The sequence below is a fragment of the Campylobacter sp. genome, assembly GCF_019423325.1.
Taxonomy (GTDB): Bacteria; Campylobacterota; Campylobacteria; order Campylobacterales; family Campylobacteraceae; genus Campylobacter_B.
This window is the reverse complement of sequence record NZ_JAHZBQ010000001.1, coordinates 226,401-243,878: the sequence shown is the minus strand read 5'-3', so window position 1 is coordinate 243,878 and position 17,478 is coordinate 226,401. Positions and strand designations below refer to the sequence as shown.

The 17,478-nt window shown below is 41.5% G+C and carries 11 protein-coding genes and 2 pseudogenes; 4 read left to right on the top strand and 9 right to left on the bottom strand.

The window, feature by feature from the left end:
• Window positions 1-417 precede the first annotated feature (417 nt).
• The 3 genes from QZ367_RS01080 (at window position 418) to tsaD (ending at window position 7,679) form a co-directional block, all read left to right on the top strand.
• Window positions 418-4,806 (top strand): RecQ family ATP-dependent DNA helicase, encoded by a 4,389-nt coding sequence (locus tag QZ367_RS01080; protein WP_291936155.1) that lies wholly within the window; start codon window positions 418-420, stop codon window positions 4,804-4,806.
• Window positions 4,807-4,920: 114 nt separating this feature from the next.
• A complete protein-coding gene (creD, locus tag QZ367_RS01075) occupies window positions 4,921-6,315 on the top strand; it encodes a cell envelope integrity protein CreD (protein WP_291936153.1) in 1,395 nt (464 codons plus the stop codon).
• Between the two features lie 356 nt (window positions 6,316-6,671).
• Window positions 6,672-7,679, top strand: coding sequence for a tRNA (adenosine(37)-N6)-threonylcarbamoyltransferase complex transferase subunit TsaD (gene tsaD, locus QZ367_RS01070; RefSeq protein WP_291936151.1), 1,008 nt, complete (start codon window positions 6,672-6,674; stop codon window positions 7,677-7,679).
• 58 nt (window positions 7,680-7,737) lie between these two features.
• On the opposite strand, the gene QZ367_RS01065 is transcribed toward tsaD, so the two are convergent.
• The 4 genes and pseudogenes from QZ367_RS01065 to QZ367_RS01050 all read right to left on the bottom strand — a co-directional run.
• On the bottom strand, window positions 7,738-8,220 hold the full coding sequence (locus QZ367_RS01065) for a hypothetical protein (protein ID WP_291938112.1): 483 nt from the start codon (window positions 8,218-8,220) through the stop codon (window positions 7,738-7,740).
• Window positions 8,204-8,662: a hypothetical protein gene (locus QZ367_RS01060; protein ID WP_291936149.1), complete on the bottom strand. Its 459-nt coding sequence runs from the start codon at window positions 8,660-8,662 to the stop codon at window positions 8,204-8,206. Before QZ367_RS01060 ends, QZ367_RS01065 begins: the two co-directional genes overlap by 17 nt.
• Window positions 8,663-8,985: 323 nt before the next feature.
• A pseudogene (locus QZ367_RS01055) lies at window positions 8,986-9,393 on the bottom strand (7-cyano-7-deazaguanine synthase); the annotation flags it as partial.
• A gap of 453 nt (window positions 9,394-9,846) precedes the next feature.
• Window positions 9,847-10,119 (bottom strand): annotated as a pseudogene (locus QZ367_RS01050) (7-cyano-7-deazaguanine synthase); the annotation flags it as partial.
• Window positions 10,120-10,173: 54 nt separating this feature from the next.
• On the opposite strand from QZ367_RS01050, the gene ybeY reads away from it, so the two are divergent.
• Window positions 10,174-10,806 carry an rRNA maturation RNase YbeY gene (gene ybeY / locus QZ367_RS01045; protein ID WP_291936147.1) on the top strand — a complete coding sequence of 211 codons (633 nt, stop codon included), beginning with the start codon at window positions 10,174-10,176 and terminating at the stop codon, window positions 10,804-10,806.
• 214 nt (window positions 10,807-11,020) lie between these two features.
• Here the strand turns inward: ybeY and QZ367_RS01040 are convergent, their stop codons facing one another.
• From QZ367_RS01040 to priA, 5 genes are all read right to left on the bottom strand, one after another.
• Window positions 11,021-11,827, bottom strand: coding sequence for a hypothetical protein (locus QZ367_RS01040; protein WP_291936144.1), 807 nt, complete (start codon window positions 11,825-11,827; stop codon window positions 11,021-11,023).
• Between the two features lie 8 nt (window positions 11,828-11,835).
• Window positions 11,836-12,636 (bottom strand): hypothetical protein, encoded by an 801-nt coding sequence (locus tag QZ367_RS01035; protein WP_291936142.1) that lies wholly within the window; start codon window positions 12,634-12,636, stop codon window positions 11,836-11,838.
• 186 nt (window positions 12,637-12,822) lie between these two features.
• A complete protein-coding gene (locus tag QZ367_RS01030; RefSeq protein ID WP_291936140.1) occupies window positions 12,823-13,371 on the bottom strand; it encodes a hypothetical protein in 549 nt (182 codons plus the stop codon).
• Window positions 13,372-13,651: 280 nt separating this feature from the next.
• A complete protein-coding gene (locus QZ367_RS01025) occupies window positions 13,652-14,563 on the bottom strand; it encodes a hypothetical protein (protein ID WP_291936138.1) in 912 nt (303 codons plus the stop codon).
• A gap of 119 nt (window positions 14,564-14,682) precedes the next feature.
• Window positions 14,683-17,478, bottom strand: coding sequence for a primosomal protein N' (priA, locus tag QZ367_RS01020; RefSeq protein WP_291936134.1), 2,796 nt, complete (start codon window positions 17,476-17,478; stop codon window positions 14,683-14,685).

Genomic DNA, 17,478 nt, shown 5'->3' with positions numbered 1-17,478 from the left:
AGTCTATCGCGATACTCTTTAAATTTAGACGACGATCGAACTAAAACGATTATAAACGATCCCGTATCGGATGCGGAAGAATGCAGAAAATTATTCAAAAAACTTGATGAGAAATTTGACGGACTATCTGAAAATTTAAAGGATGCATTCGTCTATCTGCTAAACGACGACAAACATTTTCAAGGATATTTTAATTATAAAGGCATTAAAAAACCAAACTCGATAAATATATACCTAAGCTTAAAAGACAAAATCGTAAATACCGAAAACGGCGTCGATGCAATCTGCGACGAGGTAAAATTTAATGAATTATTTAAGCAAAATCCTACTGCTTTTGCCTTTGCCTTAGCATTTATATTTTTTAATGATAACTATTCTGCAATCTCATCTATCATACTAAAAAAATATCCGAACGTAATGAGAATTTTAAAAGGCATTCTATTTGATCCACAAAAAATAAAGATCCTGAAATTCTCTAAAAATGTATTCGGCATAGAAAAATTTAAAGAATTTGAAACTATGGACGGTTCGAGTAAGATTTCACAAAAGCAGATCGTCGACTCGGCTCTTAGGGGTAAATCTTTTATAGCCGTATTGCCTACTGGCGCCGGCAAAACTTATACTTTTCAACTCCCCGCACTTATCAAAGCGAAAATCTATAAACCACTTACGATCGTAATATCTCCGCTTAAGGCACTTATGAAAGATCAAGTGGAAAATTTCGAACAAAAGGAAGGATGCTCAAAAAATTTTAAAATTTATGCTAGCAGCGGCGATTTATCATATCTTGAAAAGCAGGTCGTTTTAAAAGGAGTAAGAGACGGCAGTGTCGATATTTTATATATAGCGCCCGAATCACTGCGCTCAGAAATGGTATTTGATGCCATAAGCAGGCGATATATTGATAGGTTCGTCATTGACGAAGCGCATTGTATCTCAACATGGGGACATGATTTTAGGCATGATTACTTTTATATTGCTAAGGCAATAAAAGAACTACAGGAGCGTGATTATCAAGACAAAATAGCCGTATCTTGCTTTACCGCTACCGCTAAACAAGAGGTCATAAGCGAGATCAAAGAATATTTTAAAAAGGAGCTTGATTTAGATCTAAAAGAATTTATCGCTTCGCCGAAAAGGAAAAATTTAAAATATGAAGCCATAAAGATAAACAATGATGACGAAAAAGATACGGAAAAATTTAAATGCTTAGTAAATGAAATAAAAGAGTTAATGAAAAGGAACGGAGGAAATATTGTCCCTACGATAATCTATCTTCCATCTAGTGCAGAAGGCTGCAAAGACCTAAGTGAAAAACTAGGTGAAAAATTTTCAAAATTAAAAATCGAACCTTTTTACGCAAAATTAGACGAAGAAGAAGGCGAAGGTAAAAAGAACAAAATTTTAACAAAATTTAAAGAAGGTAATATCGATATCGTAGTCGCTACCACAGCGTTTGGTATGGGTATAGATAAGGGCGATATAGGAGCCGTAATACACTATATGCTATCTGATTCGCTAGAATCATATATGCAAGAATCGGGCCGGGGTGCAAGAGACGAAAAAAAGACGAAAGAAGCTGATTGCATAATTTTATACGATACTAAAGACTTCGAATATTCTAAAGATATGCTTCTTCGAAACCAAATTACGATACAAAATATCATCAATGTCCTAAAAAAGCTACGCGAGCTATTAGAAGACAAAAAAGATACCGCGGAGATAAAGCTACGAGATCTAATCGAAGCTGCAGAATTTGATGAAAGAGGTACTAAAAAATCAAACTTTGAAATCAAGCAAAACAAAATAAATACTGTCTTAGCCGAACTAGAGAAAGCAGGGTTTATAAGTAGATTAAGAGATGTTTATCATATCACTCAACCGGACGAAACAAAGTATAAGATCGATGAAATAAATGGATTAACAAACGGTGAAAAAGAAAAAGCAAAGCGAATAATAGCCTATATCAGAGAGAGATCGTCGATAGATATGCAAGAGCTACTAGATGTATTCGGTATCGATGGGTCCGAGGATTCATCAAATAATAAGAAAAACTCCATAAAAGGATTCGACAAATTAATGGATAAATTGGAGCAAGAGGGGATTTTATCAAAAGGCTACAACGACATACTAGCCTATATTAAAAAAGAAGCTAAAGATGAACTAAGAAGACTAATAGAGATAGAAAATAAAATTTTAGAATCTATTAAATCAAATAAAAATGAAGAAGTTAATTATTCAGATGAAGATATCAAAATCATAAAAACTTGGGAATATTTAGCAAAGCTTTATGAGAAAGATTTAAGAAACTCTAGCATAAAAATATCTATCAATGAAGAGGAAGAATCCACTCATAAATGTAAGGTAAAATTCCCACCCATATATTCAGAGAATAAATTTGAAGAATCTTTGAAAAGGAGGCAAGAGATCTGTGAATTTATCATAAATTTTATCATTGATATAAAAACTCTACACGATAAGGAAGAGGGGGATGTTATTATTTTTACAGGCGTATTAAAAAAAGAGATAAAAGATAAAATTTCCTTAGATAAAGAACTAAATAAAAAAGGTGTTTTAGATGATAAGTTCTTTGCTCATTATATGTATTTTTTGGATAAAATTTTGGGGGATAAATTTGTTATAAAAAAGTCTAGACTAATTTATTATAGGTCTCTTAAAATAAAGTTAGAAAAGACGGAGGATTATACCGATAAGGATTATGAGCAATTAAGAAAATACTATATCAATAAGGCGTGGAGCTTGTCGTATTATCAACAATACGTCAAAACGCTAGCCATGGATAAATCGAAAGCTCAAAAAATGTCTGATGACTATTTTCTGAGCAAGGCCTATGTGGAATTAAAGCAAAAATTTCCACAGGTCTCACTCGATGAGCTAGATGAAGAGCAAAAGAAAGTTTGCAAAAACGATGCTCAAGTTTTAATCGTCGAAGCGGGCCCTGGTAGCGGAAAGACTACAACCTTGGCATATAAAACCGCGATACTTTGCTTAGAAAAAGGCTACTTACAAAACGAAATTTTAATGCTAACTCATCAAAATGCCGCAACTGACGCATTTAAGAAAAAACTTTATGAGATTATGGGTTTTAATAGCATTGAGGTTTCGACATTCCATGCATACGCCAGAAAAATTTTGAAATTTACGAATTCTGGGCCAAAACAAAATTATAAAGATTATAAAGAACAAATACAAGAAGCTACTAAAATTTTAAAAGATAGCAATAGAGGTTTCACAATACTCCCAAAAGTTCTAATCTTAGATGAATTCCAAGATGTAAACAAAATACTATTTGGCTTTATAAAAGTTATCTATAAAAAAATGATAGAAAAAGATGAAAAAAGCAAAATGATAGCTGTAGGCGATAATTGCCAATGTATAAATGATTTTAAAGATAAAAACGATAAAGCAGATATAAATAATTTTAAAAATCTACGAAAGTTTATAAAAAGTGAAAAGATATTATCGTTTCAAAGGCTTTCATTGTATAAAAATCATAGAAGCATAAAACCCATAGTTGATCTAGCTAATGCCATTAGATCAGAGATCATAGAAAAAAAGGGATATCTAAAAATTAGCGATAAAAATAAAAACATAACAGGCTCGCTTCGTTTAATTCAGTGTGAAAATAGCAACTATATGGAGGATCTAAAAGATAGGCTCAGAGATGATAAAAGCAAAAGCATTGCTATTTTAGTGCCTAGTAATAGAATAGTAGCACTAATCTCTAGTGCATTAATACAAGATAATTTTAAAGTTATACCTAGCCACTCAAGTGATTTTAGTATAAGGCATTTAGATGAAATTCGATATTTCATAGATCAATTGCGTAGCGGAGTTGAATTCGATGAAGCGAAAAAAGATACTAAGGAAAAATATAATAGCGATTATATATTCTATAAGGCAAAAGAAGATGATTCGGATTATTCAAAAATAGGAAGAAGTCTTCCTAGATCTGCTAATTATGATTTAATGATTAAAGTAATAGAAAAATTTGAAAAAGAATATAAAGGTAAGCTAGATTTTGAAAAATATATAAAAACCGTAGGTTTTAATGATTTTAAAGATGCGAACGACAAACAAACAATTCTCGTAACTACAATGCATAAATCAAAAGGGCTTACATTTGATAGTGTATATGTTATAACAACATATAATTATATAAGTAGCGGCGAAAAAAGCTATGGAAAATTTAAAAAATTTCTAGACGATGAAAATTCTAAAGAAAGGATGGATCAAAAATCATTCAAGAAGAAAATAAAATACCTTAAACGAATATTTTATGTGGCGATGACTAGAGCTAAAAGACATCTTTGTATATACGATGAGGCAAATAATTTTGATGATAACAAGAAGAATCTAACGAAATATTTTCAAAAAAGTGATATTTGTCAACTACCGCAACAAAATGATGGCACTATAAATAAAATATATATAACTACGGATTATTGGGATGTTTTTAGCTCTAACTATCTCGAAGAAAAAAAATTTTATGAGAATATCATTAAAACAAAGCCTAGGGCAGGAGAAATTTTTCCTTTTCAAAGCTATTTTGATAATTATAAAAATGGTAATAAAATGGTAGATAAGAATTTTTATATAAATGGTGCTAAAATATCCTGCCTTACTAAGTGTGGATGCCCAAAAATATTTAAATTTGGAAAAGGATATTCTATAACAAGTGCCCAAATTCTATACGTCATTCGCGATGATGAAAGAGAAGTGGACGATCCTAAAAACGTCTATAGAATAATTTGGCAAATTACATTAGAAAAGAAGACCGATTAAGCGGTCCTAAAAAGCTGCTTTCTAGGCGATAGCACTTTAATATTGCTTCAAGTGCCGTCCGTTTACTCTTCATCGTTAAAATTCCGTTTTAAATTCTACTTAAAAGGAGAGCCTTTGTTAAATTCTACTAAAAACGCCATTCGCGGAGCATTTTGGACGAAACCGTTCATAGTTTTAGTGCTGCTTTTGCTGCTGCTAATTCCGCTAAGCTTTATCGATAATCTTACCTACTCGCGCTCCGAAACCAAGCAGCTCGCGCAGGATTCGATCCTCACGCCGGTGGGTGGTGAGCTGCAAATCCAGGGCCTTGCGATCGTAGTGCCCTATGCAGAGGTAATCGAAGCGATAGACAAAAGCAACAACGAGCTCGTAAAAAGGCGCGTAGAGAAAAATTTCATCATCGTGCCTAAAAACTACTCCCTCGCGGCGGAGATCGACCCCACCTATCTAAAGCGCGGGATTTTTCGCGTTCCGATATATAACGGCGACTTTGCGCTTAAGGCGGACTTTGAGGCGATAAACTATACCGAGCTCGGCGTCGATCCTGCGCGGCTAAATTTCGACGAAGCCGTGCTAGTGCTCGGTGTAGGCAATCAAAAATCCTTCACCGCCTCCCCTGTCTTAAGCCTAAACGGCAAGGAGCTTAAGCAATATCACGGCAACACCGAAGCTAAAATTTTCGATCGAAGCCTAATCTATAATCTTCCCACTTCCGCGCTGTCGTCTGATTTTAGCATCAGCGGCACGCTTAAAATTCAAGGCGGCGAGGCACTTCATCTAGCTCCGATCGCGCAAAATAGCCGTTTTGAGATTAGCTCTACTTGGGCATCGCCTAGCTTTGGCGGCGGCTTTATCGCCAAATCGCGCGAGGTAAGCGCTAGCGGTTTTAAAGCTTCGTGGGAAGTTACAGGCTTAGCCGCAGGCATTGCTCCTGCGTGGCTTGCAGATCAAAACGACCGCGTCGCTATGACGAACTGGCGCAGCAACGACGATAGAAATGATGCCGTAAGTATCGGTTTCATCGAGCCCGTGAATAACTACTCGCTGATTAAACGCTGCACGGATTATGCGCTGTTATTCTTAGCGGTGCCGTTTTTGGCGATCTTTTTGTGCGAGGTTTACACTCACGAGCGCATCCATCCGATCCAATACCTATTAATAGGACTTGAGGACGTCGTTTTCTACCTGCTGGTACTTTCGCTCTCCGAGCATATGGGCTTTGCGATCAGCTACGCTATCTCGGCGATCGCGGTAAGTGCCATAGTGTTTTTCTACGCGAGCGCGATTTTTAAAGGCGCGCGCTGGGGCGTTTTCATCACTTGCGTTCAGCTTGTTTCATACGCGATCCTCTACGTCATCTTAAATTCCGAAGACTACGCGCTTCTAATGGGAAGCCTGATGATATTCGCGGTGATTTCGCTCGTTATGTATTTTACGCGCAAGCTCGATTGGTACGACACCGCGATCCCAAGCGGCGAGAAAAAACAGGAACAAGAACCCAAAATTTAGCCTTTAAATTTAGCGCTAAATTTAATCGCAACGGCCTTTGGAGCTTTAAATCCAAAGGCCTTTTTAAATTTACCCGCTAAATTTCGACTGCCAAAATTTCATATATTTAAAATTTTACCCGCCGCGGCAGATACTGCGCGCACGTAGCGGCAAACATGGTGCGGTAGCAGCGCGTTTTAAATTTAATTCCGTTAGCGCACCGAGCTGAATGGCGCATTTTAAAATTTTGCCCCGCGAGCGTGAGTATGTCGCGACAAAGACAAAATTTAAAGCGCGCCGTTTTAAATTTTAAAATTTCATCTGCGCCGCAAAGCCGATTTTTGAGTATAATGAGCGAAAAATTTTAAGGATTTTGTGTGATACTTGCTATTGAGAGCAGTTGCGACGACAGCTCGGTCGCGGTGATGGATGAGCGCAGTTTCGAGCTGAAATTTTACGAAAAAATAAGCCAGGAGGCCGATCACGCCAAATACGGCGGCGTCGTGCCCGAGCTTGCCGCGAGGCTGCATACTGAGGCGCTGCCGCGGATTTTACAGCGCGCAAAACCCTATTTTGGCGAGCTTAGCGCCGTCGCAGCGACCAATACCCCGGGGCTCAGCGTGAGCCTGATCGGCGGCGTGAATATGGCAAAAGCGCTCGCGCTCGCGCTAAATTTGCCGCTCATCGGCGTAAATCATCTTGTAGGCCACGTCTACTCGCTGTTTTTAGGCAGCGAGGCGCGATTTTCGATGGGCGTTTTGCTCGTTAGCGGCGGGCATACGATGGTTTTGGATATCGGCGCTGCGGGAGGTATCGAAATTTTGGCGACCACCGGCGACGACAGCTTCGGCGAGAGCTTCGATAAGGTCGCAAAGATGCTGGGTCTTGGCTATCCGGGTGGCGCGCTCATCGAGGAGCTCGCAAAAAGCGGCGAGCCGAAGTTTGAGCTGCCCGTGCCGCTAAGGGGCGACAGGCGGCTGGAGTATAGCTTTTCGGGGCTTAAAAACGCCGTGCGCGTGCAGATAGAGAAGCTAAAAGAAGCGGGCGAGCTAGACGAGCGGGCGATGCGCGATCTGGCGCGCTGCTTTGAGGATGCGGCGTGTGCGCACATACTCGATAAATTGCAGCGGATCTTTGAGCTGCGCCGCTTTGCGCGCTTCGGCGTCGTGGGCGGAGCGAGCGCAAACCTGCGCCTGCGCGGGCTTTTGACTGATCTGTGCGAGCGGGCGGGCTGCGAGATACTTTTCGCGCCGATGAAATTTTGCTCCGACAATGCCGCTATGATCGCGCGCGCGGCGATAGAAAAGCTGCGTAAAAAGGAGTTCACGGCACCCGCAGAGCTGCAAATCATTCCGCATCTAAATCTACGCTCGGCGTTTGAGTAAAATTTTCAATTAGTTCACTGCCGTCCCTTTTTGTGACGATTGTATTTTTAACGCCATTCTATTTTTCTTTGATTAAATTTTGTATTTCCATGGAGTAGCTATATGATGACTGCATAGTTTCAGTATAGCCATATTCTCCATATGTTTCCAGGCTTTCATTTAAAATTGAAATTACTTCATCAGTTGAAAGTGTTTTTGTATGCATTGGGTTTAAATCTAATAATTGCCAAATTCTATGAAGTCGCTTTGGCTCTACTGTTTTATCAATTTCATAATCAAGAACAACTTCTATAAAATCTCCATTAGAATATAAAATCCAAATAGCTTTTTCAAGCGTATTATGATCATATTCATGGTCTGGAAAATTATAAACTTTCCATAACCAACAGTTTCTTGCTCTGTCAATAGTCCAATCCAGTCTACCGACAAAAATTTTATAATATGGATTATACTTGTAGTAAATTTTGCTCAACCCGTACTTTTCATCATCCTCTTTTGTGATGATTGCATTTTCAAACGCCATTTTATTTTTCTCTCCCATCAACTAAATCTTGTAATTCCATAGTGAAATTTTCAATCTGCCCCCAAGCGCCATCATATCCATATACATTCAAAATTTTATTTAAAAGCATAAGTATTTGATTTTTTGAAAGGGATTTAGTTTCTTTTGGCTTTAATTCTAAAAGCTTCCAAATTCTATGAAATTTTTCTGTATCCGATATATTGTTTTCATAATCAAGCGTAACCTCTATTATCTCTCCTTTATAATATAAAGTCCAAACCGATTTCTTAAGATATGCATGATCGTATTCCGGATCTTGAAAAAATTTAGTTTCCATAAGCCAGCAATCTGCATTTCTATCGACGACCCACGATTTTCCATCGGGTAAAGTTTTATAAACGGGATTAAATTGATAAAACAATTTGCTTAACCCGTACTTCTCATCATCCTCTTTGGTGATGATCGCATTTTCAAACGCCATTTCCTACTCCTTAAAATTTAATTCTAGGATTATACCGCGATATGTTTATACTTGCCTATGCGCTAATAATATAGCGTAGGGATTAAATTTATAATTAATTTTGCCTTGAACCGTGCGCAACGCTCTCGTTAAAATTTTTAAAATTTTAAGGTGCAACTTAAATTTACAGCCGCAGCTCGGCGTACGCCAAAGTGCAAGCCGCCGCCGTATGTTTAAAATCCCGCTATAAACTATGCGACGCTACGTATTCAAAACCCGCGCATATCAGGCGCTGCGATGACACGCCGAGCCGCGCGGGCTCCGTAAATTTAACCGCGACGTACCTAAGCTTCTATCACGTAGGGGATTTTATCTTTCGCGCCGGCGCCCGCGAAGCCTTTAAGTCGTAGCAGGCAGCTGTCGCAAAGCCCGCACGCAGCGTCCTCACGCTCGTAGCAGCTCCACGTAAGCTCTAGCGGCACGCCGATCCCAAGCGCCAGCGATACGATCTGCGCCTTGCTAAGGTGCACGAGCGGGGTTTTGATGCGCGGATGAAAGTCGCGGCTCGTGCCCAGCTCAAGCGCTCGCTCGAACGCGGCGATGAAGCTCGCGCCGCAGTCGGGGTAGCCGCTGCTGTCCTCCTGCACCACGCCGATGAAAATCGCGTCGCAGCGCTCCTTCTCGGCGAGCGCGGCGGCGATGCTCAAAAACACGCCGTTGCGAAACGGCACGTAGGTGCTCGGCAGATCCGAAAACGCGCTCTCGCCGCTTGACGGTGAAATTTTATCGCTTTGACTTTGCGATGAAATTTCACCCTCTGCGCGCTTCGATGAAATTTTATCGCCCTGCTGCGGCTCGGCTCCGCTTTGAGGTAAAATTTCACCTTCTTGAACCAGAATTTTACTGCCTTTCGGCGAAGGCTCATCGTCCCCTAGTGGAATTTCGCAGCCTTGAATTAAAATTTCACCGCTCTGTGTACGGCTGCTCCGCGCCGAATCTACGGCGAGCGGAACGTCCGCGGAGCTCGTCGAGAAATTTGACGCAGCAAAATTTTGCCCGCCAATCTCGGCATCAATAGAATTTGCCGCGATAGAATTTTGCCTGTCTAGTTCGGCGGCGGAATTTGTCTCGATTAAATTTAGCTCTCCAATCTCGGCATTCTTGGAATTTGCCGCGCTGTCAATCTCGGCGCTAGCAGAATTTGTCGCGGCGCAAAGCTCCGTTGCGCCCTTTCTGATCGGTAAAGTGCCGTCCGTAAGGGCGCTTCCGCCGATTTGCGCGATGAAGCGAGCGTCTAAAACGAACCTCTTTGCGACCCCCAAATCGTCGCAAATTTTACCGAAACACTCGCGCTCCTTGCCCATCGTGCGCTGATCGTAGTCAAAGTGCAGCGCCACGATCTCGTAACCTTCGCGCTTCGCGATATAGGCGCAGGTCGCGCTGTCCATGCCACCGCTGATCACGCATAAAGCTCTCATTTTCGTCCTTTTTTTGCTAAAATTATACGAAAATTTTATAAAAGAGGGGTAAAAATGATACTTTGCGAGCAGCCATATCCCGAAATTTTGGACGCTATCGCGGCGGAGCTGGGCGGCGGCGGGAATGTCGAGCTAATTTTCGTGCGCGGCGAGGAGATGCGGCAGCTAAATGCGCAAACGCGCGGCATCGATAAGGCGACCGACGTGCTGAGCTTCCCACTCGATCCTGCGGCGTTTGCAGGCTTCGGCGAGGATTTTAGCGAAGAGAATTCCGCGAATGAAAACAGCGGCGATAAAATTCTAAACACTGCGAATTCCGCTAGTGAAAATACAAGCGCCGCGAATTCTGCGAGCGAAAATTCTAATACTATAAATTCCGAAAATTCCGAGGGCGAAAGTTCTGGCGATGAAAATTTAAAGAATGAGAATTTTGACGGCGGAAATTTCATCCCCGCGCTGCTCGGCTCGGTCGTGATAAATTTAGACCTCGTAGAGCTGAAAGCCGCGCAGCTGGGGCACGGCAGGGACGACGAAACGGCGCTGCTTTTTACGCACGGTCTGCTGCACGTGCTAGGTTACGACCATGAGAGCGACGACGGGCAGATGCGCGCCAAGGAGTGCGAGATCATCGAGAAATTCCGCCTTCCAAAAAGTCTGATCGTACGAACGGAGGAAGACGAGGAGTAGGCGCTGTATATCAAAAAAAAGGGCGAGCAAGGCATGTGCAGCGACCTAAAATTTTAATCAAATTTTAAAAACGCAGATTGGGGAGCAAAAACTGCAAGCCCAAACCCGCAGCGATAAAAGGATTTTTAGGGTAAATCGCCATAATTTCCCAACCAAAATTTCGCATGCTCAAAATTTATCAATCGCAACTGGATGCATTTGTATGATTAACTACTTAATGGTAAATTTTTGTATTTAAATATAAATTTCTACAAACGGATGTTTGCGAAACTTTGTCTTTAAATTTGCTAATTTTAATAAAAACCGCTTTAAGACCGTTTATTAAATTTACGGAATCGATAAAAAGTAGATAATCTTCGCTCTTATATTTTATCGGTCCGAAATAAATCAGGGTATCTCCTGCGATCTTGTTTCGATAATCCTCAAAATCTGCCCTGCTATAATATGAATCGTATGAGGGGCCTTTTATAATTTTACTGCACTCTTGCGGATCTAGAATATACATAAAATTTGCAAAAGACATCTCGTATTGCCGAAAATCTCTATACGTCATAATATACAAAAGCTTATTATCAAATTTATATAACGTAAATCCTCTCCCCGTAAAGCCGTCTCTAATCGTTGTATTCATATCCATATACCAGCAATCGCCCATATTTTTCTTTAAAACGGGGTTATTGTAATCCGTCGTATCAAAAACCAGAGGCTTGATTACGCTTATATTTTTCCATTCGAATAGATCATCGTAAAAGTCGTTGCAGAAGTCTCTTTCTTTTGATAAATGCTCTTCATACTCTTTTTTGAGCGTTGCATTTCTATCTATTTGCCAAAAGCTAACGGTTTTTCCGTTGAAAGTGGTTTCTCCTTCTACCATACCGGAAGGATTGTTTCTTACTACTTTCCTATCATTAGCTTTCCATAAAGCTATTTTTAAATCAAAAGGAATTTCCGTATCGCTTACATCGTTTGCATTCGCAAATAGTACGAATGCGATCATTAAGATGAAAATATGAACCCACATAACCGCCCCTATCGATAAAGCTTCGTATTTACGTATGAATTGCTACAAACAGGCATTTGTAAAATACCGTCTTTAAATTTCCTGATTGTGACGTTGAATAGTTGTCCGCTATCCGTATTGTCAAAATCTATGAAAAGTAGATAGTCTATATCTTTATAACGTATCGGTTCGGCATAAAACAGACGCCGTTTATATATGATATTGCCTGGAATCTCCAAATTTACCCTGCTACGAGGATCTTTTATGATTTTACTACATTCTTGCGGATCTAAAATGTAAGCAAGATTTGCGAAATCATCCGTCTGATATATATAAGGAGTGGTTTTATAAATCATAATATACAAAAGCTTATTATCAAATTTATATAATGTAAATCCGCGCCCGCTAAAGCCGTCTTTAATCGTTTTATTCATATCCATATACCAGCAATCGCCCATATTTTTCTTTAAAACTGGGTTGTTGTAATCCGTCGTATCAAAAACCAGTGGGTTTATTATATTTATATTTTTCCACTCGAACAGATCATCGTAAAAGTCGTTGCAGAAGTCTCTTTCTTTTGATAAATGCTCTTCATATTCTTTTTTGAGCGTTGCATTATCTTCTATCGTAAAAAAATAAAAACTCTTGCCGTTAAAGGTAGTTGCACCCCGAATCATAGGTTCGTGGAGGGCTTTTCTTACAACTTTTTTATCTTGAATTTTCCATAAAATAGGTTCCAGTTGCCATGGCATCGATGGATGCTTTATATCATCCGCTTTTGCGAACGATACGACAAACAAGATCGCTAAAATAAAAGCACGAACTTGCATCCCTCACTCCTTAAAATGAGCTTTTGAAGCTTTAAAAGCGTTTTTTGTTATCGGTCGTATAAGCTTATACAACATAATTACTTAATCAAAGTATAAAATACATTATCGTATCCGCACAAATATGAATTTATGCATATACCTACGATCTATACGGCAGGCTTTCGGTGTTTAAATTAACGATCAATTTTATTCACACTCATGAATGTATGGATCTTTTAGGGTAAATTCGCCAAGATTTCCCAACCAAAATTTTGCATGCCCAAAATTATCAATCGCAAATGTCGCATGGTGTTCGCCGTATACCCTGCGCGATCTGCATTTTTTGCCTTTGTAATCATAGTGATCTGATAGCTTTTTATAAAACTCGATGCTTTCGTTATCAAAGTCGTAGCCCAGCGCGATATCTTGATTTCGCCCGTCGTAAAAATGAATATAGTCGAAATCGAGGTTGTAATAAACTTTGCAATGATCATTATCGCCGTTTATTATAGCATCGCCGCAATATTTTTCTAGCTTTAATTTCTCTTTTTCAAACTCATGCCGTAGCTCAATCTGCTTATACGGGTCTAAATTTTGTGTTTTCTCAGCAAAAAATTCCTCTTCATAACTAAGCGCCTTCTGCAATAAAATAGCCGCATATTCGGCTTTTTTAGAATAAAAATATAGAAAATAAGAGGCGTATAATATAAAGATGAAACCTGCGAAAATCATAAAATTTCTAAGTAGTTTTTTCAAATCGTTGCCTTTATATGCTCTATATCGGTGCAAATAGTTTTGCCTCTTTCAAAAAGAGCGATGACTTATTATATCCCGTTAAGATTAAATCGCATTTGCAATTTGATATTATACTTTGATTTTAATCTGATATAAGAACGACGGGATGTAAAATTTATCGTCGTATCATGTAAATTCTACGAGCAAAATTTATGTGAATAAAATTCGCTTAACTGCGCGCCTAACCAAAACTCACGGAGTCTATATTTGTTCCTGCGGACAAACCCTCAAGCGCGCCGATTTAGAATTTAAATTTCTTAAATTCTATCTTTTCATCGAAAACCGACATCGTGCGCCGCAGCTCGTCTATATCGACATTTAGCACGGCTAAGAAATACTCCCGTAGCTGCACGTATTCATCCTTGTTTGCCATCAAAATATTCATTATATCAACGTTGGCGTTTTCTTTATATAGCACGAGCTGATCGTGAATACCGAAAAATCCGAGGCTGCCATTATGTAGATGCATAAATATCTTAGAGCCGTAAAGCAAGGTAAGTACCATAGTAAAAATGCAGACTATATTTCTAATATTAACACTCACGCTTTCGTCGTCTCCGCCAAACTTAAGCGCGAGTAAAACCCAAACGACGATAACGATCTTAAGGGCTAGTGGCATTTGCTGCTTCCAATTCCATCTGCAATCGAAGCTAACCGCCATCGCACCGATCTTTTGTAGCTCAAAAAATTTCACAATTTCGCCCTTTTTATAATACTCGACGGCGGAGTTCGTCATCACGAAATATGCTTCGCCCTCGCGCCTAGCTGCCTCTATGAGCGGCAAGGGCACTAGGATAAACATTTGCAATACGCCTAGCTCTGGCGGCCCCACCACGATGACGGCAAAAAACAAAAATATTAAAAATACGCAGCACATCGCAGGGAATTGATATTTAACGTAATCGCGATAGAGATGATCCGTTATGATTAATGGGGCTCTGTCATAATCTATGATTATGGTATTATCCTTGCTCGAAAGGCTCGCGCCCTTGTCGGTATACGTTTCTGCGCTATCATCTGCAAGCTCCGAGCCATCTAGTTTTAAATTCAGATCGCAAGCATCAGGCTTATCACTATCTGTCTGCGATCCGCAAGACGCCTTCGCGCGCCTTCTGCGCAAGGCTTCTCTTAGCTCATCTAAATTATCGCTCAAATCGTCTCCTTAAATTTTGCCCGAAATTTTGCCACTCTTTTTTAGCCCGTTCCGCAAACAAACGCTGCAAAAAAGCGTCCGCAATGAATAAAATTTCGCTCGAATTTTAAAAGCTCCGTCTAGCCGAAGTTTACGGGATCCATATCGATTTCGACGAGCAGATGCTCAAGCGCGCGCGCGGCGTTGATTAGCGGCACGTGCGAGCTAGCGCGCAGCAGAATTTCAAAGCGAAATTTCGACGCGATATAGGCGATACCCGCCTTGCCGTAGCCGATGATCTCAAAGCTCTTACTCGCCTTCTCTTTCAAATACTGCGCGGAATTTTCGGCAGCATTTTCGGCCGCTAAATTTATAAAATTTTGCGCAGCGCTCTTTCTTTCAGGCTTTAAATTTACGCTATCCGCGTCCCCGCCGCAAGCTGAAATTTGCGCGGCATTTTTCAAATTTGAGGTGTTTTTTTGATGGTTTAAATTTGCGTCGTCCCTGCACAGATCCGAGCTTTGAAATTTAAAATTTGATATTTGCTTACCGCCCTGCTGCGCAGAATTTTGCAAATTTAAAGCGCTTAAATTTGCTTGCCCCGCATCCAGTCCGTCATGTGATGCAAACGCGCTGCCTCTCGCCTGTTTGCGACGCAAAAGCTCAAGCGCCACGTTCATTATTTCGCTCGCCGCCTTTTCGTTTTTATGCGAGATCAGCACGCGCAAAAGCCGCATATAGGGCGGATAGAGTCCCTCTCGAAACTCCGCCTCGTCGCACAAAAAATCATCGTAGTTTTCGATATAATCCCTAAAAAAGCCGCTCTGGCGCGTCTGTATGACGACCCTGCCCTGCCCCGAGCGGCCCGCGCGGCCCGCCACCTGCATCGCAAGCGCCAGCGTCTTTTCACGCGCCCTAAAATCGGGATAGCTCAGATGCTCGTCGATCCCCATTATCACCGCAAGATCGACGCCGTGGTAATCGTGCCCCTTGCTAAGCATCTGCGTGCCTACTAAAATGTCGATTTTATGGGCGTTAAAGTTATTTAGCAGCGCCTCGAGCTTGCGCTGCGTGGTGATCTCGTCGCGATCAAATTTTGCGATGCGAGCGTTCGGGAAATGCGCCGCAAGCTGTGCCGCAAGCTCGCCCGTGCCGATCTTGCGCGCCTGCATCACCTCGCCGCCGCAGTTTTCGCAAGACGCTCTGTAAAACGTGCTAAAGCCGCAGTAATGGCACTTTAGTGCCGCAGCGTCCGCGTGATAACTCATCCCGACGGCGCAAAACGGACAGCGCACGATCTGCCCGCAGTTTTCGCAAACCATATATTTGTAGTTCGCGCGCGTCGGCAAAAACACGACCGCCTGCTTGCCTGCATCTAAGCTGCGTCCAATCTCGGTTAAAATTTTTGGGCTCAGCCCCGTCTCGCTCTCATCGAAAATAAAGCGCTTGGCGCTGCTAAAGTAGGTGCCGCGCAGGCGGAAGTGCGGCTGCTTCGCGTAGGTGCTAAGCGCGGGCGTCGCAGAACCCAAAACCACGCGGATGCCAAGCTTCTTGCCGACGAAAATCGCGGCGTCGCGGGCATTTAGGCGCGGCGCAGCAGCCGATTTATAGCTGTCGTCGTGCTCCTCATCCACGACGATGAGGCCCAGATCGCTAAAGGGTAAAAATAGTGCCGAGCGGGCACCCGCGATGAGCCTGATCTCGCCTGCGTTAAATTTCGCTAAAATTTCACGCTTTTTCTTGGGCGAAATTTTGGAGTGCCAGACGCCGAGCCGCTCGCCGAAATAGCTCTGTAGCCGCTTCGTCATCTGCGGCGTGAGCGAAATCTCGGGCATCAAAAACAGCGCCTGTTTGCCCGCAGCGAGCGCCTGCGCGATCAGCGCGATATAAATTTCGCTCTTGCCGCTGCCCGTATCGCCGAAAATCAGCGAAGTTTCATTAGCTTCGGCAAATTTACGCGCTTGCTCCTGCGCGGGGGTGAGGTTTGGAATTTTACCTATTTGAAGTGGAGATAGCGGCTGCGAAATGGGGCTTTGCGCGGTAGCGTCTAAATTTTGAATTAGGACAGAATTTTGCGCTGAAGTAGAATTTTGAATCGAAACGGAATTCTCTCCCTCGGCAAAATCCCGCTCTTGGATAGAATTTTGCGTAGTGGCGGAATTTTGTTTGTGTGCCGAACTCGGCGCAGTGGCAAAATTTATGGCGGTCTTCATGGCGGCAGAATTTTGATCCGATGTAAAATTTGGAATTGAAACGAAATTTTGCCCGTCGTCAAACGCTTGGATAGAATTGGCGGTAGAATTGAACGCCAAATTTTGCGAGATAATATTTTGCGCCTGCTTTAAATTTTGCTTTTGCATGGAATTTGGCGCGATGACGGAATTTATGACGGTAACAGAATTTTCTGCGGTAGTAGAATTCCTCCTCAATGTAGAATTTTGAATTGAGGCGGAATTGTGTGTGGCATTAAAATTCCCATCGAGCGTAGAATTTTGTGTGGTGATGGAATCCTGCTCGAAAATAAAATTTTGTTCGAGGGTAGAAGCTTGTTTGCAAGCGGAGACCAACTCACTAACGGGAATTTGCTCGCAAGCGCAATTCCGCTCGGTCGTAGGATCCTCCTGCAAATTCCGCAAATTCTGCGTCGTCTCACTTGAAGGCTCAAAGATCCCGAATGCAACGCCCTTTTCGCAAACATAATAATGCGCTATAAAATTTGCTAGTATAATTTGAAACTGCGTAAATTTAAGCTGCGAAATCTCTAAAATTTTCTTGGTTTTGAAGCTCGGCTTTGAAACCTCGCGCAGGATCACGGCGGATTTGGCGCTCGATTTTATGGGAACGGATACGATTTGATAAGCTGAGATTTTAAAATTTGAACTATAAGTAAGCGGCTTTAGGCTGGCGCCCAAAACCGCAACTTCATAATAAAGCAT

What these genes read in the sequence shown, in the direction of transcription:
- QZ367_RS01080 (WP_291936155.1), top strand. Translation starts at nt 418, where the DNA reads ATGAGAATTTTAAAAGGCATTCTATTTGATCCACAAAAAATAAAGATC.
- QZ367_RS01065 (WP_291938112.1), bottom strand. Translation starts at nt 8,220, where the DNA reads ATGGGAGAGAAAAATAAAATGGCGTTTGAAAATGCAATCATCACAAAA.
- QZ367_RS01060 (WP_291936149.1), bottom strand. Translation starts at nt 8,662, where the DNA reads ATGGCGTTTGAAAATGCGATCATCACCAAAGAGGATGATGAGAAGTAC.
- ybeY (WP_291936147.1), top strand. Translation starts at nt 10,174, where the DNA reads ATGATACTTTGCGAGCAGCCATATCCCGAAATTTTGGACGCTATCGCG.
- QZ367_RS01040 (WP_291936144.1), bottom strand. Translation starts at nt 11,827, where the DNA reads ATGTGGGTTCATATTTTCATCTTAATGATCGCATTCGTACTATTTGCG.
- QZ367_RS01035 (WP_291936142.1), bottom strand. Translation starts at nt 12,636, where the DNA reads ATGCAAGTTCGTGCTTTTATTTTAGCGATCTTGTTTGTCGTATCGTTC.
- priA (WP_291936134.1), bottom strand. Translation starts at nt 17,478, where the DNA reads ATGCTTTATTATGAAGTTGCGGTTTTGGGCGCCAGCCTAAAGCCGCTT.